We start from the raw sequence: 21,015 nt of genomic DNA, 5'->3' as shown, positions 1-21,015 counted from the left end.
TTCTTACTTGCGCTTCCGCGCCTGCTGGCCCAGCCCCATCTTCTTGGCGAGCTGGGAACGCGCCACCGCGTAATTCGGCGCCACCATCGGATAGTCGGCCGGCAGGCCCCATTTCTCGCGATACTGTTCCGGCGTCATGTTGTACTGGGTGCGTAAATGGCGCTTGAGCGATTTGAAGCGCTTGCCGTCTTCGAGGCACACCAGATATTCGGGCGTGATCGATTTCTTCGCGGCCACCGCGGGCTTGGCCGGCTCGAGCGGCGCGTCGTTGCGCCCGGTCGAAACACGCAGCAGTGCGGCATGAACCTGACTGATCAGGTTCGGAATATCCGAGGCCGGGGTCGGATTGTTGCTGAGATAGGCCGAAACGATGTTGGCGGTCAGCTCGACCGGGCTTTTCCCTGACGTGTCGGACATGGCTCGACGTTCCCTGGGAGCTGCGATTGCCTGCCGGACAGTATCCGGGCACGGTAATACATTGGCAGAATCGTGGACTACTTCGCGAATATGAACGGATTACCGGAAATCTGACAAGAACGGCGATGATCTATCTTACAAATGGTATCGCCCGCAAGTATTGGCGGGACCTAAGGCCGCTGCTCAAGATGCGACCTCAACTCGTCGATCGATGCGAAACGCATCATACCCTCTGGCATCTGGGCTTCGATCGAACCGTCCGAATAGAGCGAATACGCCATCCCGTCGACGACGCCGGATTTGAGCACGGTCACTGCCGGCTGCTCCTGGGGCGGCGGCGGATGACCCGGCGACGGTGGCGTCGCTGGCGGCTGCTGGGCCTCGCCGAACGTCGACGGCGCGCGGGCGCCGCGTCGCGGCGCGACGTCGACCGATCGCGGGCGGTCGACCTTCGGCCAGGCATCGTCGAAGGTTGCAGGGGCCGGCTCGGCCGCCGCAGCGGGATTGGGACGCAGTTCGGGTGAGAGCAGGTCCGGCGTCAGCGGCTCGGCCGCTCGGCCCTGGCCGCGTTCGCGCTCCTTCCGGGAGCTCGACGAAAACAGCAGGTTGCGCCGCTTGGGCGGCGCTGAAGCGGCCTCGGGCGGCGTCACGGCGGCTGCCTCCTCGTCATGCCCGCCACGGGTGGCGATTTCCTCGTGCCAGGGCGGCATTGCCGCAGGCGCGGGTGACGCTGCCGGCTGAGCCAACGGCGGAGGCGCAGCGGTGCGCTCGCGGAGGGGCGGCGGCGGGAAAGCGACCTCAGCGGGTGCGGCGCCACGCGGGGAAGTTGCAGCGGGCGCGAGCGGGAACTCGGCTTCGGTGCCGACGGCGGCAGCAGGGGCGAGCCGCCGTGCGATGGTCTGAAGCTCCCGAACCACCACGGCCAGCCCCAGTACGATAGCTCCGGCGCATACGCTGTCGACGCCAGTCGCAATCAGCATACCGCCGACGCTGAATTCCTTATTGGGAATTCCAAAGCCGATCGCCGCCAGGCCCGCCACAACCAGGCCCGCGCCGACGACCAACAGAGCAACCATCATCGATCTAACCCCCGGGAGACCCGCCTGAAAATCGGCGCAGCCGCCGAAAGCAACGATACCGTCATATTGCCCACACCGCCAACCGCCAATTGTGGACAGAGTTCCAGAATTCGGGTTTCCGCCCCGTTGAATGGCGGTCTTGCGAGGCGCTCGTCCCGTAAATCTACTGACTACGAAATGCTGCCAATTTATTGCAACGCATCAGGAAATTTACGCCACAATTGCCAATTACTTGGAAACGGAACTGCGCTATATGGATGCCGGGGAATGAGGCCCTAAAGCGCCACACTGGGCCACAGGGACGCCGGTACCATTAACCATGTCATCCATTACGACGTCTGCCATCGACACGCCTGCGCGTCGCTCGGTGGACAAGACCTGCGACGATCTCGCCTTCCTGGCACTTGGCGTGGTCGCTTTGATCGCCGGTCTTACATTTCGCGATTACGGGTTGGGCTGGGACGATTACACCCACGCTGAATATGCCGACCTGTTGCTGCGCATGTACGGTTCCGGTTTCAAGGACACCGGCGCGCTCTCCTTTGCCAACCTCTATATGTACGGCGGCGGCTTCGATATGGCCGCTGCGCTGCTGCACAAGGTGATCCCGCTGGAACTGTTCGAGACGCGCCGCCTGGTCGGCGCGATCGTCGGCGTGATCGGGCTGGCGGTCACCTGGCGGCTGGCGCGCCGCATCGGCGGCCCGGTCGCCGGACTGGCGGCGCTGCTGCTGCTCGCGCTGTGCCCGACATTCTACGGCCACATGTTCATGAATCCGAAGGATGCGCCGTTCGCGGTGGCGATGGTGATCCTGATCATGGGCCTCGTCCGCCTCGCCGACGAATATCCGGCGCCTTCGCCGCGCACCATCCTGATCGTCGGCTTCGGCGCCGGCCTGTCGATCGGCTGCCGGGTGCTCGGCGGGCTCGCGCTGATCTATGCGGCGGTCGGATTCATGCCGCTCCTGATCGAGGAGTTCCGTACCCAGGGCGCGCGCGAGGCGACGCTCCGCTTCGGCCATGTCGTCTACGTGCTGATGCCGGGCCTCGCGTTCGGCTATCTCGTGATGGGCCTGATCTGGCCGTGGTCGATCATGGAGCCGGGACACCCGCTGGAAGCGGTGACCTATTTCTCGCATTTCTTCGAGAAGCCCTGGAAGGAAATGTTCGACGGCGCGCTGGTCTCGGTGCCGGACATGCCGTGGTCCTATCTGCCGACGCTGTTCGCGCTGCAACTCCCCGAGGTGCTGCTAGTGCTGCTGTTCTCGGCTGTTGTCGTCACCTTCGCGTCGCTGTCGCGCAGCGACGTGCCGGCCAGGCGCAAGACCATCATGCTGATGCTGACGCTCGCGGCGACGCTGCCGCTGGTCATCGCGATGGTGAAGCGTCCGGCGCTCTACAACGGCATCCGTCATTTCATCTTCGTGATCCCGCCAATGGCCGTGCTCGGTGGCGTCGCATTCGCGCGCGGCATGGACTGGCTCGGCGAAAACCGCCGTGCCTGGCAGCCTGCTGCCGTCGCGGTGTTCGCGTTCGGCCTGCTGCTGCCGCTCAGCGAGATGATCCGGCTGCATCCGTATCAATATACGCACTTCAACCATATCGCCGGCACGGTGCGGACCGCCGACAACTACTTCATGCTGGACTATTGGGGCCTCGCGCTGAAGCAGGCCTCCGACGAACTGCGCGAGCAGCTCGCCGAGCGGCAGGAAGTGCCGCCGCAGAACCGCAAGTGGAAGGTCGCGGTGTGCGGACCGCAGCGGCCGGCCCAAGTCGCGCTCGGCCCCGACTTCACGATCGGTTGGGACAGCAACGCCGCCGACTTCGCGATGACGCTGGGCGAGTTCTATTGCAAGGGCCTGACCGCACCCGTGATGGTCGAGATCAAGCGCGACGACGTGGTGTTCGCCCGCGTCTACGACATCCGCGGCCGCAGCATTTCGAGCCTGCTGGCGATCCCGGCGCCGTAAGGCGCGCCTGCCGCAGAGCAGATCCGTCGCGCGTTTGCCCGGTTCCGGAGCATGATCTTCCCGGTCACGCCTCAGCCGTCACGTGCCGGCATGACTGGCACGCCCGCGCGCTGCCTTGCTGCGCTCCGGCGGTGACGCTACGCTGCGCGCCAGAAGAACACGAATGGAGCAATTGGCCATGTCGCCAGCGGAAGCGCGCCTGAAGGAAGTCCCGTCCGATATCACCGCGGCGGAATGGGAACAGCGGATCAATCTCGCCGCCTGCTACCGCCTCGTTGCACTCTACGGCTGGGACGATCTGGTCGACACCCACATCTCGGCGCGGGTGCCCGGACCCGACCATCACTTCCTGATCAATCCCTACGGGCTGATGTTCGACGAGATCACCGCATCGAGCCTCGTCAAGGTCGATCTCGACGGCAACCAGCTCTCCAAGAGCGACTACAGCATCAACCCGGCCGGCTTCACCATCCATTCGGCGATCCACGAGGTGCGCGAGGACGCCGGCTGCGTGCTCCACCTGCACACGGTCGACGGCACCGCAGTGTCGTCGAGCCCGGAAGGGCTGCTGCCGCTGAACCAGACCGCGCAGCTCGTCACCCACGACCTCGCCTATCACGACTATGAAGGCATCGCGCTCGACCACGACGAACGCCCGCGCCTGCAGCGCGATCTCGGCAGCAAGCACCACATGCTGCTGCGCAATCACGGCACGCTGACGGTCGGCCGCTCGGTCGCCTCCGCCTTCGAGCGGATGTATCATTTGGAGCGGGCCTGCTCGATGCAGGTCGCCACCCGCGCGCTCGGACCGATCGCCTACCCGGTCGATCCGCACGCGATCGACAAGAACACCGAACTGCTGTCCAACCCCGACCGCGCCGAGTTGCGCTCGACCCAGCTGGTCTGGCCGCCGCTGCTGCGCAAGCTCGACCGCGTGAACCCCGGCTACCGGGATTGAATTTTCACAATCATGCGCTAGAATAACCGCCAACATCCTCTACACGACCGAATCAAAACGCCGCCCAATTCCGGGCGGCGTTTTTACGTTGGGTTCTCGTCCGTAGCCCGGATGCAGCACAGCAATCCGGGGCGAGTCTATCCACGGAGAGAGCGGCCCCGGATTGCGCTGCGCTGCATCCGGGCTACTTGTGCCGCGCCTATTTCGTCTCCGCGAACGCCGCCAAGATCCGCGCCCAGGAACGGATGCCCTTGTGGAAGCTCTTGAGGTCGTACTTCTCGTTCGGCGAGTGGATGTTGTCGTCGTCGAGCCCGAAGCCGATCAGCACGCTGTCGAGGCCGAGCGTGCGCTTGAAGTCGGCGACGATCGGGATCGACGCGCCGGAGCCGACCAGCAGCGCCTCCTTGCCCCATTCGTCGGTCAGCGCCCGCCGCGCCGCCGCCAGCGGCTTCATATTCCAGTCGAGCGCGATCGCCGGTGCGCCGGAATGATCGATGAACTCGGCTTTGCAGTCGGCCGGCACACGCGCCCGCACGTAGTCGCGGAACGCCTTGCGGATCTTCTCGGGGTCCTGCCCTTCGACCAGACGGAACGAGACCTTGGCCGAGGCTTCGGCCGGGATCACCGTCTTGGAGCCCTCGCCGGTGTAGCCGCCGACGATGCCGTTGATGTCGCAGGTCGGACGCGACGACACCTGCTCGATCAAGAGGCGATCTTTCTCGCCGGCCGGCAGCGACAGGCCAATCGGCTTGAGAAAACTGTCCGCAGTCAGATTGAGGCTCTTCCATTGCGCCAGGATGTCCGGCGGCAGATCCTTCACGCCGTCGTAGAAGCCGGGAATGGTGATGTGGCCGTTGTCGTCATGCAGGCCGCCGAGGATGCGGGTCAGCACGCGTATCGGATTCTGCGCGCCGCCGCCAAACACGCCCGAATGCAGATCGCGGTTGGCCGCCTTGATCTTGACCTCGTCATAGACGAGGCCGCGCAGCGAGGTCGTGATCGCCGGCGTGTTGGGGTCCCACATGCCGGTGTCGCAGACCAGCGCGAAGTCGGCCTTCAGCTCGCTCTTGGTCGCCTCCAGGAACGGCACGAAATTCTTCGAACCGATCTCCTCCTCGCCCTCGATGACGATGGTGATGTCGATCGGCAGCGATCCCGTCACCGTCTTCCAGGCGCGGCAGGCCTCGACGAAGGTCATCAGCTGTCCCTTATCGTCCTCGGCGCCGCGCGCGACGATGATCTTGCGGCCGTCGGCGTGGTCGGTCACCGCGGGTTCGAACGGCGGCCGGTGCCAGAGGTTGAGCGGATCGACCGGCTGCACGTCATAATGACCATAGAACAGCACGTGCGGGCGCCCGTCGGTCGAGCCGTTCAGCTTGCCGAGCACGGCCGGATGGCCGGCGGTCGGCCGCACCTCGGTCTTGAAGCCGAGGCTCGCGATATCGCTGGCGAGGTGATCGGCGGCCGCCTTGCAGTCATTGGCAAAGGCCGGATCGGCCGAGATCGATTTGATCCTCAAAAACGTGAACAGCCGCTCGAGACTATTGTCGAAATCGGCATCGATGCGGTCGAGGACCGACTGCAGCTTGGCGTTGGACATCGCGGATATCCTGTTGGGTGAACGTTGCGCCGAGTTGTAGCCCGATGGCCGCAGGAGGCAAGCCACCGGCGGTCACGAACGCGAACCGGCGCGAAAGTCCTACCTGCGCAGCAAGCCGCCAAGCGCGCCGCGCACCAGCGAGCGGCCGATCGAGCCGCCGATCGAACCGCCAACCGACTTGCCGAGGTCGGCGACCACGCCGCCGATCACCTTGTCGGTCACCGAGCGGGTGACGTTGCGTGCGATCATTTGCCCGGTCGACAGCCGGCCGCGCTTGGTGCCGAAGATCGTCGCAGCGATCGAGCCGATCTGGCCGAGCAGGCCGCCGCCGTCGCCACCGCCACCCTCACCGTCCGCCGGCGCGGCCGTGCCGGCGATCCGCTTCTGGATCATCTCGTAGGCCGACTCCTCGTCGACCGCGGTGTCGTATTTGCCCTTCACCGGGCTCGCATCCATGATCGCCTTGCGTTCCTCGGGCGTGATCGGCCCGATCCGCGCCGACGGCGGCCGTATCATGACGCGCTCGACCATCGACGGCGTGCCGGCGCCCTCCAGGAACGACACCAGCGCCTCGCCCTTGCCGAGCTCCATGATCACGCGCGCGGTGTCGAGCTTGGGGTTGGGGCGGAAGGTCTGTGCCGCGGCGGCGACGGCCTTCTGGTCGCGCGGGGTGAAGGCGCGCAGCGCGTGCTGCACGCGGTTGCCGAGCTGCGCCAGCACCTTGTCCGGCACGTCGATCGGGTTCTGCGTGACGAAATAAACGCCGACGCCCTTGGAACGGATCAGCCGCACCACCTGCTCGATCTTGTCCATCAGCGCCTTCGGTGCATCGTTGAACAAGAGATGCGCTTCGTCGAAGAAGAACACCAGCTTCGGCTTCGGCAGGTCGCCGGCCTCCGGCAACTCCTCGAACAACTCCGAGAGCATCCAGAGCAGGAACGTGGCGTAGAGCCGCGGGCTCTGCATCAATTTGTCGGCGACCAGGATGTTGACCATGCCGCGGCCGTCGCGGTCGGTCTTCATGAAATCCTTCAGCGTCAGCGCCGGCTCGCCGAAGAACTTGGTGCCGCCCTGGTTCTCCAGCACCAGCAGCTGGCGCTGGATGGTCCCGATCGTCGCCTTCGAGACGTTGCCATAGCTTTGCGCCGCCTTGCGGATCGGCGCCAGCGGATCCTCCTCGTCGTCGGCCGTCTTCTTGCTGCCGTTGGGCGCGATCGCATCCAGCAATGCGCGCAGATCCTTCATGTCGATCAGCGTCAGGCCGTTCTCGTCGGCGACGCGGAAGGCGACGTTGAGCACGCCTTCCTGCACGTCGTTGAGATCGAGCATCCGCGACAGCAGCAGCGGTCCCATTTCGGTGACGGTGGCGCGCACCGGATGGCCCTGCTCGCCGAACACGTCCCAGAACACTGTCGAGAACTGATCGGGCTGGAAGGTCAGCCCCATCTCCTTGGCGCGCTTGATGATGAAATCCTTGGCCTCTCCGACTTCGGAGATGCCGGAGAGATCGCCCTTGATGTCGGCGGCGAAGACCGGCACGCCGGCACGTGCAAATCCTTCGGCCATCACCTGGAGCGTGACCGTCTTGCCGGTTCCGGTCGCGCCAGTCACAAGCCCGTGCCTGTTGGCCAGCGCCAGCGTCAGCCACGCTGTCTCCTCACCCTTGCCGACAAGAATCTTCTCGTCGGTATCGACCAGCTTATTGTCGGAGGTCGCCATCGCTTCGCCTCTTCGCGCAGATTAGATCGGCTCGATCTCGAACCGGGTTCGATGAACGAACCATGCCATCATATTGTATCTTGCAGGTCGGTCGATTGAAACCATCGGCCGATGCAGCCGTATATGGTTGCCTTATAAGTTCCTGATACTTTCTTTCCGGCCAAACCTTTTTGGCCGCAAGTGAAGAAAGCCATTGCGCATTGCGACAAGATGGCGTGTATGCACCGCTCACTCTTGCATCGCTGCAACACCGGCACGCGATCGAAAAAGAAAAACCAGCTGCGTGGCGCGGATCGCTTGTATTTCGCGGCACAGGCGCTCAAGATAAATCTTCGAGAACGATCCGGCAAAGACCGGTTGAGGCGGGGCAATATGGATGAATTGGTTGGACGGCTGGCCGCCAAGGCCGGCATCGATGGTGCTGTCGCTGAAAAAACCATCGGCATCGTTCTGGGTTTCCTCCGTAACGAGGGACCTTCCGACCAAGTCCGAGCTCTGATCGACCAAATTCCCGGCGCTGAAGCGGCGATCGCCGCCTCCAACAACAGTGGCGGCCTGTCACGGTTGATGGGTGGCGGATTGATGGCTGTCGGCACCCGGCTGATGGCGCTTGGTTTGAGCATGACCGAAATTCAGAGCATCGCGCGTGAACTTTTCAAGTTCGGCCGCGACAAAATCGGAGCGGATCAAATGGGCGAGATCATCTCGGGGACGCCGGGCCTCAGCCAGTTCGCCTGAAGCACCTCCCAACGCCTCCTTGCGTCGACGCTCTCTTCTACCTGCATACGAGTATCATGACATACCCCCTCTCCGAGATCGAAGGCCTGTCCGCCTATTGCGCAACGAAACTGAAATCACAGGGTATCCGCACGACCGAAGCGCTGCTTGAAGCCGCCCGCACCGTCAAGGGACGCAAGGCGCTCGCAGCCAGGACCGGGATCAGCGAACAGCAACTGCTCGAGTGGGCCAACATCTCCGACTACATGCGGATTCCGGGCATGGGCAAGGCCAAGGTCGGACTGATCCGTGCCGCCGGCGTCACCACCGTGCGCGAGCTCGCCCACCGTAACCCGTCGCGGCTGGCGCAGAGCATGAAGGACGCCAACGTCAAGCGAAAACTTGTCCGCGTGATGCCGTCGGAGAAGTCGGTCGAGCTGCTGATCGAGCAGGCACGCAAGTTGCCGCCCAAGATCACGTATTAGCTGAGATCACCTCTTAGGGTGATCAGGCCCACCGGCGCCAACCGCCCCCACCGCACCTTGACTTGCCGCCGCGGTCAGCGCAAAGCCTCCGCATGATGGCGACCAAGCCCATAGCTTCAGCGGCCGCCGGCCTGGCCGGACGCGCGCTGCTGCCGGCGTTGCTGTCGAAGCCATATCCGGCGGTGATGGGTATATTGAACGTGACGCCGGACTCCTTCTCGGACGGCGGACAGTTCATCGCACCCGAGCAGGCCTTGGCGCAGGCCCGCAAGCTGGTCGCCGACGGCGCCGACATCATCGATATCGGTGCCGAGTCGACCCGCCCCTACGGCTCGCAGCCGGTCACGGCCGGCGACGAGTTGGCGCGGCTGAAGCCGGTGCTGGCCGGCGTCGTCGCGCTCGGCGTGCCGGTCTCGATCGACAGCATGAAGTCGGAGGTCGTGGCCTGGGCGCTCGATCAGGGCGCCGCAATGGCCAACGACGTCTGGGGCCTGCAACGCGATGCCGGCATGGCGGCCGTCGTCGCGGCCCGCGGTGTACCCGTGGTCATCATGCACAACCGCGACCGGGCGGATCCCGCCATCGACATCATGCAGGACATCACGGCTTTCTTCACCCGCTCGCTCGAGATCGCCGCGAAGGCCGGCATTGCGTCCGACCGGATCGTGCTCGATCCCGGCATCGGCTTCGGCAAGGCGCCACAGCAGAGCATGACCGCGCTGGCGCGGCTGGCCGAGTTCAGCGCCTTCGGGCTGCCGGTGCTGGTCGGCGCCTCGCGCAAGCGCTTCATCAGCAGCGTCGCGCCGTCGGAGCCTCACGAGCGGATCGGCGGCTCGCTCGCGGCGCATCTGATCGCCGCGCAGAACGGCGCACGCATCATCCGTGCACATGACGTCACGGAAACCGTTCAGGCGCTACGGGTGGCCGCAGCAATCAAGGGACAGCAATGACGGACACGATCTTCATCAAAGGGATCGTCATCCATGCCCGCCATGGCGTGATGGAACACGAGACCGAGGTCGGGCAGCGCTTCGTCATCGACCTCGAGCTCTATACCGATCTCTCGGAGTCCTCGCATACCGACCGCCTGTCCGACACGGTGTCCTATTCCAACGTGGTGGCGACGGCGACGTCGGCGTTCAAGAACACCAACTACAAATTGCTGGAACGCGCAGCCGGCGCAGTGGCCGATGCAATACTCGCCGCCTTCCCGCGCATCCGGGCCGTCAAGGTCACCGTTCACAAGCCGCATGCACCGATTGCCGCGATCTTCGAGGATGTCGGCGTGGTGCTGACGCGCTCACGCCACCCGCCGCAGCATGGCTGACGTCCTGATCGCGCTCGGCGGCAATGTCGGCGACGTCCGCACGACGATCCGCAAGGCGATCGCCAATATCTGCGGCATGACGCAGGCCGCCCTGCTGGGGCGCTCGTCGGACTATTCGACGCCGCCCTGGGGCGAACAGCAGCAGGATCGCTTCATCAATGCCTGCATCGAGATCGAGACCAGCCTCGATCCGCATGCGTTGCTGTTCACGCTGCACAAGATCGAGGCGAAGTTCGGCCGCGACCGGGCCAATGAGCTGCGCTGGGGTCCACGCACCCTCGACCTCGACCTGATCGCCTATGACGATGTCACGCTCAGCAAGCCGGAACTGACCCTGCCGCACCCGCATGTGTTCGAGCGCGCCTTCGTACTGGTGCCGCTGGCCGAGATCGTTCCAGACCGTGTCATTGCCGGCCGCCGTGTCGCCGACGCGCTGGCCGGGGTTTCCGCCGACGGTATTTTCCGTCTGCCGGACCTCGATTGAGGCCCCGACACCGCAAACAACCGTTTGGCTTGGCCGCCCACCCGTGGCAATTTCCGGCCAAATCAAGCGGGCCCATGCCGGGCCAGTGAAGGATATTCTGGGCGGATGACGACCACGACCGACGATTTGCCTCTGGCTGCGGATTTCCCGGCTGCGACCTATGATGACTGGCGCAAGCTGGTCGACGGCGTGCTGAAAGGCGCGCCGTTCGAGAAGCTGACAAGCAAGACCTATGACGGGCTGAAGATCGATCCGATCTACCGCCGGGCTACCAACACCTGCCCGCTTGCCGGCCGTGGCCCCGCCGCACCCTGGCAGATCCTGCAGCGGGTCGACCATCCGGATGCCGCGCAGGCCAATGCACAGGCATTGCAGGATCTCGAGAACGGCGCCACCGGCCTCGAATTCGAATTCGCCGGCGGTCCCGGCGCCCGCGGCTTCGGCCTCGCCGATGCCAGCAAGAAGACGCTGGCGCGGGCCTGCGGCGGCGTCCATCTCGATGCCGGCATTATGATCGCGCTCAACCCGGTGATCGGGCGCGAGAATGCCGGCGAGACCTTCGCCGACATGGTCGAGGCCCGCAAGCTTGACCCGGCCAAGCTCGACCTGCACTTCAACTATCAGGCGCTCAGCACCATGGCCGTGCGCGGCGCAGCGGCGATCGCATGGCCCAACTACGAAAAGTCGTTCGGCCAGGTGGTCAACGGCCTGGTCAAGCGCGGCTTCAAGGGACCGTTCGTACTGGCCGACGGCCGACCGGTGCACGATGCCGGCGGCTCGGAGGTGCAGGAGCTTGGCTTCACGCTCGCGGTCGCGCTCGCCTATCTGCGCATGCTGGAAGGCGCCGGTATCGATCTCGATGCGGCACGGGCTGCGATCTCGTTCCGGCTTTCCGCCGACGCCGACCAGTTCCTGACGATGGCGAAATTCCGCGCGTTGCGGCTCTTGTGGGCGCGGATCGAACAGGCCTGCGGCCTCGCACCGAAGCCGATCTTCGTCAACGCGCAGACCGCCTGGCGCATGCTGACCCAGCGCGACGCCAATGTGAACCTGCTGCGCGCCACGATGGCGACCTTCGCGGCCGGCCTCGGCGGCGCCAACGCGATCACGGTGCTGCCGCACACTTTGGCGCTCGGCCTGCCGGACGATTTCGCTCGACGCATTGCGCGCAATACGCAGCTGGTGCTGCTCGAGGAATCCAATCTCGCCAAGGTCTCCGATCCGGCCGCCGGCTCCGGCGGCATCGAGACGCTGACCTCGCAGCTCTGCGAGGCGGCGTGGACGCTGTTCCAGGAGATCGAGAAGGCCGGCGGCATCTTCGCTGCGCTCGCGCGGGGTCTGATCCAGAGCAAAGTCGCCGCGACCCGCGCACAGCGCGAGACCAATGTGGCAAAGCGCCGCGACGTGCTGACCGGCGCCAGTGAGTTCCCCGACCTGCATGAGGCCGACATCGCGGTGCTGGACGTGAAACCGGCCGCGCCCGCCCCGCTCGCCGACGCCGCGATCAAGTTCGACGCGCTGGCGCCGATGCGGCTTGCCGCGCCTTTCGAGGCGCTGCGCGACAAGTCGGACGCCACGCTGAAGGCACGTGGTGCGCGGCCGAGGATCTTCCTCGCCAATCTCGGCACGCCCGCGGACTTCACCGCCCGCGCCACCTTCGCAAAGAGCTTCTTCGAGACCGGCGGGATCGAGGCCATCGACAGCGAGGGCTTTGCCGACGCGGCAGCGCTTGCCGCGGCCTTCAAGGCCACCGGCGCGGCGATGGCGTGCATTTGTTCCTCGGACAAGGTCTATGCCGATCGTGCCGCAGACGCGGCAAAGGGCCTTCAAGGAGCTGGCGCCAGGTATATCTATCTGGCAGGGCGCCCCGGCGACCAGGAAGCGGCGCTGCGGGCGGCCGGCATCGGTGAATTCGTCTTCGCCGGCGGCGATGCGCTGGCGGCGTTGCGCGACGCCTATCGGCGGATGGAGCAGGCATGACGGCTGAAGCACCAGCAAAACCCGTTCTGACCGGCGGCTGCCAATGCGGCGCCGTCCGCTTTGCGGTGTCGGCGGCGCCGACCCGGATCAGCATCTGTCACTGCCGGATGTGCCAGAAGGCATCGGGCGCCCCGTTCGCTTCCCTCGCCGATATCGATCGGACCGATTTCACGTGGACCCGCGGCAAGCCTGCGTCGTTCCAGTCGTCCTCGATCGCCGCGCGCGACTTCTGCGCCGCCTGCGGCACGCCACTCGGCTTCCACGTCATCGACGGGCCGCGGATCGAGATCATGACCGGGACCTTCGATCGGCCGGACCGGGTGATCCCGACGCAGCAATTCGGAACTGAGTCCCGCCTCGGCTGGGTGGTCGGTATCGCCAATCTGCCGAGCCAGACCACGATGCAGAATTACGGGCCGGAAAAGATGGCGACGATCGTCAGCCACCAGCATCCGGACCACGATTGACGCCACAAGGTGAGCGCCGTGATACGATGGATACCATGACCCGCATTCCCAATTTCGCCGATGTCGCCTTCCAGCCCGTCGCCGCGGCGGCACCGGCCGCGAGCGCCGAGCCGTGGCTGACGCCCGAGGGCATTCCGGTCAAATCGATCTACAGCGAGGCCGACCTCGAAGGCATCGACTTCCTCGAGACCTGGCCGGGGATCGCGCCCTATCTGCGCGGCCCCTACCCGACCATGTACGTCAACCAGCCCTGGACGATCCGGCAATATGCCGGCTTCTCCACGGCGGAGGATTCCAACGCCTTCTATCGCCGCAACCTCGCGGCCGGGCAAAAGGGTCTCTCGGTCGCCTTCGATCTCGCCACCCATCGCGGCTATGACTCGGATCATCCGCGCGTCCTCGGCGACGTCGGCATGGCCGGCGTTGCGATCGATTCGATCTACGACATGCGCACGCTGTTCGCCGGCATCCCGCTCGACCGGATGAGCGTGTCGATGACCATGAACGGCGCGGTGCTGCCGATCCTCGCGCTGTTCGTCGCGGCCGCCGAGGAACAGGGCGTGCCGCCGGAAAAACTCTCGGGCACCATTCAGAACGACATTCTGAAAGAGTTCATGGTGCGCAACACCTATATCTATCCGCCGGCGCCCTCGATGCGGATCATCTCCGACATCTTCGCCTACACGTCCACGAGGATGCCGAAATACAATTCGATCTCGATCTCCGGCTATCACATGCAGGAAGCCGGCGCGACGCAGGACCTCGAGCTCGCCTATACGCTGGCTGACGGCGTCGAATATCTGCGCGCCGGGCTTGCCGCCGGCCTCGACGTCGATCGTTTTGCTCCGCGCCTCTCTTTCTTCTGGGCGATCGGCATGAACTTCTTCATGGAAGTCGCCAAGATGCGCGCTGCGCGGCTGTTATGGGCCAAGCTGCTCAAGCAGTTCAACCCGAAGGATCCGCGTTCGCTGTCGCTGCGCACGCATTGCCAGACCTCGGGCTGGTCGCTGACCGCGCAGGATGTCTTCAACAACGTGATGCGCACCACGATCGAGGCAATGGCGGCAACCCAAGGCCACACCCAGTCGCTGCACACCAATGCGCTCGACGAGGCCTTAGCGCTGCCGACCGATTTCTCCGCGCGCATCGCCCGCAACACCCAGCTTTTTCTCCAGCAGGAGAGCGGCACCAACCGGATCATCGATCCCTGGGGCGGCTCCTACTATGTCGAGCGGCTGACCCGCGATCTCGCTAAAAAGGCCTGGGGCCATATCCAGGAGGTCGAGGCGCTCGGCGGCATGGCCAAGGCGATCGAGGCCGGCCTGCCGAAGCTGCGCATCGAGGAAGCCTCCGCCAAGACCCAGGCGCGGATCGATGCCGGCCGCCAGGCGGTGATAGGTGTCAACAAGTACAGGCCCGAGAACGAGAAGCCGATCGACGTGCTCAAGGTGGACAACTCCACCGTGCGGCGGCTGCAAATCGACAAACTGGCGCGGCTGAAGAAGGAGCGCAACCAGAAGGATGTCGACGCGGCGCTCGCCGCGCTCACCCGCAGCGCGAGCGAAGGCAACGGCAACCTGCTGGCGCTGGCGATCGACGCCGCGCGCGCAAAAGCCACCGTCGGCGAGATTTCGGACGCGATGGAGAAGGTGTTCGGCCGCCACCGCGCGGAGATCAAGTCCATCACCGGCGTCTACAAGCGAGAGGCAGCGGCCATGTCCAACAAGGTCGAGAAGGTTCAGGCGCTGATCGACGCCTTCGAGGAGGCCGAAGGCCGCCGCCCGCGCATCCTGGTCGCCAAGATCGGCCAGGACGGCCACGACCGCGGCCAGAAGGTGATCGCATCCGCCTTCGCCGATATCGGCTTCGACGTCGACATCGGGCCGCTGTTCGCGACCGCCGACGAAGCCGCCCGTCAGGCGGTCGAGAACGACGTCCACATCCTCGGCGTCTCCTCGCTCGCCGCAGCGCATCTCACCGCCGTGCCGGAATTGAAGGCCGCGCTGAAGAAGCACGGCCGCGAGGACATCATGATCATCATCGGCGGCGTGGTGCCGCCGCAGGATTACGAGGCGCTCTACGCCGCCGGCGCCGAGGCGATCTTCCCGCCCGGCACCGTGATCTCGGACGCCGCCGAGGAGCTGATCCGCAAGCTCAATACAAGGCTCGGCCACAGCGAGGCGGCGGAGTAGCGGCGGGGATAGACGGTTTCAACAAAAGCAGTTTTTAGGGAAAAGGGAGTGGGTCACTGACAATGTTGAAGGTGATCCGCGTCATCGCCCTCACCGTGTCTGCTCTTGTGGTTTTACTCTTGTCGCTGCCATGGTTGTACGTAGCAGGTTTTCTCGTCGCCAAAACCTTCACCGAGAGGACAGCGTGGCGGATCGAAGATTATATGTGCACACTTCCCGAAGGATGCGATGAATTTATCGCCGAGCGAAGGCGACAGCGCGAACAAGAGCTTGCTAGGCCGACATCATCAGACTAGGGCTGCAGTAGTGACCGTCACGACCAGGCATTGCAGACTCCTTCAAGGAGCGATAAGCAAATTGCGCGGCGACCAGAAACTATGCGGAACGTAACCTGCGCGGCTCCCGCGCACTGCATATAGCACGGGAGGGCCGGTGCGCTGGCCCTCGCCTGCGACGGCCGGCCGTTGTAAACCAAGGCCATGATCGCCTCGAAATCCGCCGCTCCCGACATCCGCGCCCTTGCCAAGGACCTCCGTGCCGGCCAGCGCGCCGCGCTGGCGCGGGCGATCACGCTGGTCGAGAGCAGGCGAAGCGATCACCAGGCAGCGGCGCGCGAACTGGTACAGGCGCTGCTGCCTGACACCGGCACGGCGGTGCGGGTCGGCATTACCGGCTCGCCCGGCGTCGGCAAGTCGACCACGATCGATGCGCTCGGCATGTTCCTGATCGAGCGCGGCCACAAGGTCGCGGTGCTCGCAGTCGATCCCTCCTCGGCGCGCACCGGCGGCTCGATCCTCGGCGACAAGACTCGGATGGCGCGGCTCGCGGCGTCCGATGACGCCTACATCCGCCCCTCGCCCTCGTCCGGCACCCTCGGCGGCGTCGCGGCGAAAACCCGCGAGGCGATGCTGCTGTGCGAGGCGGCCGGCTTCGACGTGGTGCTGGTCGAGACCGTCGGCATCGGCCAATCCGAGACCGCGGTCTGCGACATGACCGATTTCTTCCTGGCCTTGATGCTGCCCGGCGCCGGCGACGAGTTGCAGGGCATCAAGAAGGGCTTGGTCGAGCTCGCCGACATGATCGCGATCAACAAGGCCGATGGCGACAACGTCAAGCGCGCCAACCTCGCAGCGGCCGACTATCGCAGCGCGCTGCATATCCTCGCACCGCGCTCCGAACACTGGCATCCGCCGGTCGAGACCTATTCTGCGCTGACGGGAGCCGGGCTCGACAGGCTCTGGCAAAAAATCCTCGAGCATCGCACCGCGATGAACGCCTCCGGCGAGTTCGCCGCGCGACGCCGCGAGCAGCAGGTGAAATGGATGTGGTCGATGCTGGAGAGCCGGATGATGGCGCGGCTGCGCACAGATGCCGCGATCCGCGCCAAGGTGAAGAAGATAGAAGCCGAGGTCGCCGGCGGGCGCGTCTCGCCCGCGGTCGCCGCCGAACAGATCGTGGAGATGCTGCATTGAGCGGAAAGCTGCGCATTCTCATCACCGGCTTCGGCCCATTCCCGGGCGCGCCGGTCAACCCGACCATGCCGCTGGTCAGGCGGCTGACCGGGCTGCGGCGCCCGGCCTTCGACGACGTCGCGCTGAGCAGCCACATCTTCCACGTCACCTACGCGACAGTCGATCGCGAGTTGCCGGAGCTGATCGCACGGCATCGCCCGCAGGCGCTGCTGATGTTCGGCCTCGCCGGCCGCACCGCGCATCTGCGCATCGAGACCCGCGCCCGCAACGCGGTAACGACGCGCTTTCCCGACGCCGGCCGCCAGCACGCCCGCAAGGGATCGATCGCCGATGGTGCCGATGCGCAAAGCTTCGGACCGCACAGCAAAAAGTTGCTCCGCGCAGCCCAGGCGACGGGCATCGACGCCCGCCTGTCGCGCGATGCCGGCAGCTACCTCTGCAACTATCTGAGCTGGCGGGCGATCGAGACCATGAAGGGCGACAATGAGCTGCGCCTTGCGCAATTCGTCCATGTTCCGCCGCTCGCGCATGACGGAACGGCGGCGCGCGGCCTGTCGGCGATCACGCTCGACGAGCTGGTCGATGCGGGCGAGGCGATGCTGCTGGAACTGGTGAAACTGACCCGGCAAGCCGCGCGCGTGAGCGTGTTGGATCGTTGCACCGCCGATTAACCCTACCGCCAACAATCGGCCCGTTGCGTCAGCATGTTCACCATGCGGCGCCGCATTTCGCGCTACCTAGCGGAGGCGAACGTCACGCTCGCGGCTTCAGCGAGGGCCATGCTCATGGACGTCAACCGCCGCCATCTCATCGGAGCATCCGCCGCCGGCGTCGCCGGCGCGCTTGCCATGTCGCCGGATGCCGCACGGGCCGCCGCATCGACCGCCTCGCTCGGCCGCGACGTCACGCAATATGGCGTCCGTGCCGGCAGCCCCGACGACCAGACCCGCAATCTGCAGCGCGCGATCGACGAGGCCGCGCGCGCGCAGGTGCCGTTGGCGTTTCCGCCCGGCGTCTATCGCACCGGCATGTTGCGCCTCGCTTCCGGCAGCCAGCTGATCGGCGTGCGCGGCGCCAGCCGGCTCGTCTTCAGCGGCGGCGCGTCGATGCTATTAGGCGAGGGCGCAAGCGGCATCGTGCTCATGGGCCTCACCTTCGACGGCGGCAACATCCCGCTGCCGACGCGGCGCGGCCTCGTGCATTGCCTGTCCGGCCGCGACATCCGCATCACCGACTGCCAGTTCATCGGCAGCGGCGGCAACGGCATCTGGTTCGAGCAGATGTCCGGCGACGTCAGCAACAATGTCTTCACCGAGATCGCAACCACGGCGCTGGTGTCGTTCGACGCGCTCGGCCTGATGGTCGCGCGCAACACCATCAAGGGCACCAACGACAACGGCATCGAGATCCTGCGGACCGCAATCGGCGATGACGGCTCGATCGTCGCCGACAACCGGATCGAGGACATCAAGGCCGGCCCCGGCGGCTCCGGGCAGTACGGCAACGCCATCAACGCGTTTCGCGCCGGCAACGTGATCGTGCGCGGCAACCGCATCAGGAACTGCGACTTCTCGGCGGTCCGCGGCAACTCGGCGTCCAACATCCACATATCGGACAACAGCATCAGCAATGTCCGCGAGGTCGCGCTCTATTCGGAGTTCTCGTTCGAGGCGGCCGTTATCGCCAACAACACCGTCGACGGCGCCGCGCTCGGCGTCTCCGTGTGCAATTTCAACGAGGGCGGCCGCATCGCGGTGGTCCAGGGCAACATCATCCGCAACCTGCTGCCGAAGCGTCCCATTGGCACCGACCCCAATGACGGGGCCGGCATCGGCATCTATGTCGAGGCCGACACGTCGGTGACCGGCAACGTGATCGAGAACGCGCCGACCTTCGGCATCGTCGCCGGCTGGGGCAAATACCTGCGCGACGTCGCCATATCAGGCAACGTGATCCGCAAGGCCTTTGTCGGGATCGGCGTCTCGGTGGTGCCCGGCGCCGGCACGGCGCTGATCAACAACAACATGATCTCGGAGACGCCGCGCGGCGCTGTGGTCGGCCTCGACCACGCGCGCCCCATTACGACGGACCTTTCGGCCGGCGGCGCCCAGCAATACGCGCAGCTGACAGTCGGTTCGAACGCGGTGCGGCGCTAGAGCCGAGTCTCGATCAGACCCATGATGCGATAGACGAAGCTGATGCCCAGGGCCGAGAGCATCGCTGCTTCCAGCGCCGCTGCGGCGTTCACAACGAATACGACGCGAACGACGTCCGGCATGAGCATATTTCCGTCAGGCACCTTGGTGATCCATGGATACAGCATCAGGCCCACCAACAGGATACCCATAATCCCGCCGGTCACCTGGATCGCGTCGAGTTTGCCGAATTGTTCGGCGTCGGAGACCTGCCAGGAACGCACGAGCGTATAGAAGACAACCAGGGTGCAGCCCGCTGGCAGCATAGCAAGCACAAGCGCTTGCCCGAACAGCAGACCGGATAACTCCACAACCGATACGATTGCGGCCCCGCCGAGCGCGATGTTGATGAATCGCACAGAGACCTGATTGAGGGAACGAATGCCTGCGGCATTTCGATAATCTTCAAGACTGGCGCCGAGCGAGAGGCCTTGGCTCCTGAGTGACTTTACCGCGAGCAGCAGGCCTAGAATGGCACCCAAAAATGGCGCGGTCACCATCGCCGACGGCGAACGCAACGCAAACAGCGCAAAGACCGTTGAAACGATCCCGCCCAAGATTGCAATGAGAATGGCATAGGGCATGACAAGAGCCGCACCGGTCGAATTGTCGATCGGGCAGACTATCCGATGCGGTCCTTAACAATCCGGCGGGGAGGAAGAGCAGCTTTTGAGGGAATCTGACCTGGAGCCGGCTCTCCGCCTACAGCGTGTTGCGCAGCAGCGGATAGCGCGCTTGGATCGAATCGAGATCGAGCACCGGCGGCGGCGTGATCCGGTATGGCATGTCCAGGGGCGGCGCGTCGGCCACGACGGGCGGCTCTTCCAGCACGTCGACCGCGGTCTCGAGCGCAGCTGCGACCGCAGTCATCGCGGCTTCCGCCAGTGCCGCCGTTTCCGGCCTGCGTTCCGGTGCCGACACAATTTCGCGCGGCGGCAGCTTCGACTTGCCGCGGCCCAGCCAGGACAGATCGATCGGCGAGTTGTCGAGCGAAGCTTCGCGCGACAGCAGCTCGCGCCAGATCTCGACAGCAGCACGCGCTTCCCTGATGTTTTCGAGGAAGGCCTCTTCGGTGTGATACCGGCGCCAGCGTCCGGTCTCGAACAGTTCGGTAAGGTGATCCAGCCTTTGCTCGGCAAGGTTGCACCAGCGTGCAACGATCTCCTGGCCTCTGGCCACGTCGGTCCGATGTGTCATTCAACTTGCCCGCAAGGAGGAAACGGACGCAGACGCAACCGAACCGAATCAACTGGACGTGACGGAGATATTCTGTGGAAAAGGTAAATAAAGTCTAACTGAATTCTTAATCGGCAGCGGTCGATCAAAGAAGTCCGCGTCACTACGGGGTTTTCTGGCTTATCCTCAGTCAGGTCATCGGCTTGCATGGTGGCGGCGCGCGCGCCTTTCACGGCAGGCACGATGAAGCGATCCACAACAATCCGTCGCAGCGCCGCCCGTCCTGGCCGGATTCGCGATGCTCCGAGTGACGCCCGGCCTCCCCGATCACGTCGGAGGCCAGGCCCGCACGCGCCCGCCCCAAAATGAAAGACCCGTCCGGGGGGACAACCGGACGGGTCAAAGCCATATGGGCGCTTGGGGTGGATGGGCGCTCGCGCCTGATATAGCCGGGGAGGGAATAACCGCTCCCACACTCATATGTCGTGGCTGGGAGGCCGACGTTCAAACTGCCGGCGCTTTTTTTAACTTTCGCGCCGCGAGGTTCCGCTGCGTCGTCTCCGGCGCGTCGCGCCGAAATCAGCATGCAACAGCGCATTTTCCGGCGAATTCGTCGAAAGCCGTCGATAACGCGACGTCGATCGCTGCACAGCTCACGCAGGTGTTATTCGTGATCGATGCAGCGCAGGCTGCGACGCTTTGTCAGGGCGCAACATGACCGCGCCAACCTGTCGCAGCGCCGGCGCCTGCCCTTCCATCAATGTTCGGATTGCATCGC

20 protein-coding genes are annotated in these 21,015 nt (G+C 65.0%); 14 read left to right on the top strand and 6 right to left on the bottom strand.

The window, feature by feature from the left end:
- Positions 1-3: 3 nt before the first annotated feature.
- Together J6500_RS26385 and J6500_RS26380 are read right to left on the bottom strand one after the other, a co-directional pair.
- Positions 4-417 (bottom strand): Ros/MucR family transcriptional regulator, encoded by a 414-nt coding sequence (locus J6500_RS26385; RefSeq protein WP_225715618.1) that lies wholly within the window; start codon positions 415-417, stop codon positions 4-6.
- A gap of 170 nt (positions 418-587) precedes the next feature.
- Positions 588-1,496, bottom strand: coding sequence for a DUF308 domain-containing protein (locus tag J6500_RS26380; RefSeq protein WP_225715617.1), 909 nt, complete (start codon positions 1,494-1,496; stop codon positions 588-590).
- 319 nt (positions 1,497-1,815) lie between these two features.
- Here J6500_RS26380 and J6500_RS26375 point away from each other — a divergent pair, with 319 nt between their 5' ends.
- Complete coding sequence (locus J6500_RS26375; protein WP_225715616.1) at positions 1,816-3,465, top strand: glycosyltransferase family 39 protein; 1,650 nt, start codon at positions 1,816-1,818, stop codon at positions 3,463-3,465.
- Positions 3,466-3,643: 178 nt separating this feature from the next.
- Positions 3,644-4,423, top strand: a complete 780-nt coding sequence (locus tag J6500_RS26370; protein ID WP_225715615.1) for a class II aldolase/adducin family protein — start codon at positions 3,644-3,646, stop codon at positions 4,421-4,423.
- A gap of 199 nt (positions 4,424-4,622) precedes the next feature.
- On the opposite strand, the gene J6500_RS26365 is transcribed toward J6500_RS26370, so the two are convergent.
- Complete coding sequence (locus J6500_RS26365; protein WP_225715614.1) at positions 4,623-6,023, bottom strand: M20/M25/M40 family metallo-hydrolase; 1,401 nt, start codon at positions 6,021-6,023, stop codon at positions 4,623-4,625.
- Positions 6,024-6,122: 99 nt separating this feature from the next.
- Positions 6,123-7,742: a helicase HerA-like domain-containing protein gene (locus J6500_RS26360; RefSeq protein WP_225715613.1), complete on the bottom strand. Its 1,620-nt coding sequence runs from the start codon at positions 7,740-7,742 to the stop codon at positions 6,123-6,125.
- A 372-nt stretch (positions 7,743-8,114) separates the two neighbouring features.
- Between J6500_RS26360 and J6500_RS26355 the strand changes: the two genes are divergently transcribed.
- From J6500_RS26355 to J6500_RS26300, 12 genes are all read left to right on the top strand, one after another.
- Complete coding sequence (locus J6500_RS26355) at positions 8,115-8,480, top strand: DUF2267 domain-containing protein (RefSeq protein WP_225715634.1); 366 nt, start codon at positions 8,115-8,117, stop codon at positions 8,478-8,480.
- A gap of 56 nt (positions 8,481-8,536) precedes the next feature.
- The gene (locus tag J6500_RS26350; RefSeq protein ID WP_225715612.1) at positions 8,537-8,944 is read left to right on the top strand and encodes a DUF4332 domain-containing protein; all 408 of its coding nucleotides are present in this window, start codon (positions 8,537-8,539) and stop codon (positions 8,942-8,944) included.
- 92 nt (positions 8,945-9,036) lie between these two features.
- A complete protein-coding gene (gene folP / locus J6500_RS26345; protein ID WP_376707862.1) occupies positions 9,037-9,894 on the top strand; it encodes a dihydropteroate synthase in 858 nt (285 codons plus the stop codon).
- Complete coding sequence (folB, locus tag J6500_RS26340; protein ID WP_225715611.1) at positions 9,891-10,271, top strand: dihydroneopterin aldolase; 381 nt, start codon at positions 9,891-9,893, stop codon at positions 10,269-10,271. The genes folP and folB overlap by 4 nt, the downstream gene beginning before the upstream one ends.
- The gene (folK, locus tag J6500_RS26335) at positions 10,264-10,755 is read left to right on the top strand and encodes a 2-amino-4-hydroxy-6-hydroxymethyldihydropteridine diphosphokinase (RefSeq protein ID WP_225715610.1); all 492 of its coding nucleotides are present in this window, start codon (positions 10,264-10,266) and stop codon (positions 10,753-10,755) included. Before folB ends, folK begins: the two co-directional genes overlap by 8 nt.
- A gap of 105 nt (positions 10,756-10,860) precedes the next feature.
- The gene (locus tag J6500_RS26330; protein ID WP_225715609.1) at positions 10,861-12,735 is read left to right on the top strand and encodes a methylmalonyl-CoA mutase family protein; all 1,875 of its coding nucleotides are present in this window, start codon (positions 10,861-10,863) and stop codon (positions 12,733-12,735) included.
- Positions 12,732-13,202: a GFA family protein gene (locus tag J6500_RS26325; protein WP_225715608.1), complete on the top strand. Its 471-nt coding sequence runs from the start codon at positions 12,732-12,734 to the stop codon at positions 13,200-13,202. Before J6500_RS26330 ends, J6500_RS26325 begins: the two co-directional genes overlap by 4 nt.
- Before the next feature lie 35 nt (positions 13,203-13,237).
- A complete protein-coding gene (gene scpA, locus J6500_RS26320; RefSeq protein ID WP_225715607.1) occupies positions 13,238-15,394 on the top strand; it encodes a methylmalonyl-CoA mutase in 2,157 nt (718 codons plus the stop codon).
- A gap of 62 nt (positions 15,395-15,456) precedes the next feature.
- Positions 15,457-15,690, top strand: a complete 234-nt coding sequence (locus J6500_RS26315) for a hypothetical protein (RefSeq protein WP_225715606.1) — start codon at positions 15,457-15,459, stop codon at positions 15,688-15,690.
- Positions 15,691-15,873: 183 nt separating this feature from the next.
- On the top strand, positions 15,874-16,866 hold the full coding sequence (gene meaB, locus J6500_RS26310; protein ID WP_225715605.1) for a methylmalonyl Co-A mutase-associated GTPase MeaB: 993 nt from the start codon (positions 15,874-15,876) through the stop codon (positions 16,864-16,866).
- Positions 16,863-17,537, top strand: a complete 675-nt coding sequence (locus tag J6500_RS26305) for a pyroglutamyl-peptidase I (RefSeq protein ID WP_225715604.1) — start codon at positions 16,863-16,865, stop codon at positions 17,535-17,537. The genes meaB and J6500_RS26305 overlap by 4 nt, the downstream gene beginning before the upstream one ends.
- A 114-nt stretch (positions 17,538-17,651) precedes the next feature.
- The gene (locus J6500_RS26300; RefSeq protein ID WP_225715603.1) at positions 17,652-19,022 is read left to right on the top strand and encodes a TIGR03808 family TAT-translocated repetitive protein; all 1,371 of its coding nucleotides are present in this window, start codon (positions 17,652-17,654) and stop codon (positions 19,020-19,022) included.
- Here J6500_RS26300 and J6500_RS26295 read toward each other — a convergent pair.
- Both J6500_RS26295 and J6500_RS26290 read right to left on the bottom strand, forming a co-directional pair.
- The gene (locus J6500_RS26295) at positions 19,019-19,645 is read right to left on the bottom strand and encodes a hypothetical protein (protein ID WP_225715602.1); all 627 of its coding nucleotides are present in this window, start codon (positions 19,643-19,645) and stop codon (positions 19,019-19,021) included. The two genes, J6500_RS26300 and J6500_RS26295, sit on opposite strands and share 4 nt — an antisense overlap.
- 118 nt (positions 19,646-19,763) lie before the next feature.
- Positions 19,764-20,258, bottom strand: a complete 495-nt coding sequence (locus J6500_RS26290) for a TIGR03809 family protein (protein ID WP_225715601.1) — start codon at positions 20,256-20,258, stop codon at positions 19,764-19,766.
- Positions 20,259-21,015 lie beyond the last annotated feature (757 nt).

It is taken from the genome of Bradyrhizobium semiaridum, from assembly GCF_020329505.1.
GTDB classification, from domain to species: domain Bacteria; phylum Pseudomonadota; class Alphaproteobacteria; order Rhizobiales; family Xanthobacteraceae; genus Bradyrhizobium; species Bradyrhizobium semiaridum.
This window is presented reverse-complemented; position numbering and strand designations above follow the sequence as displayed.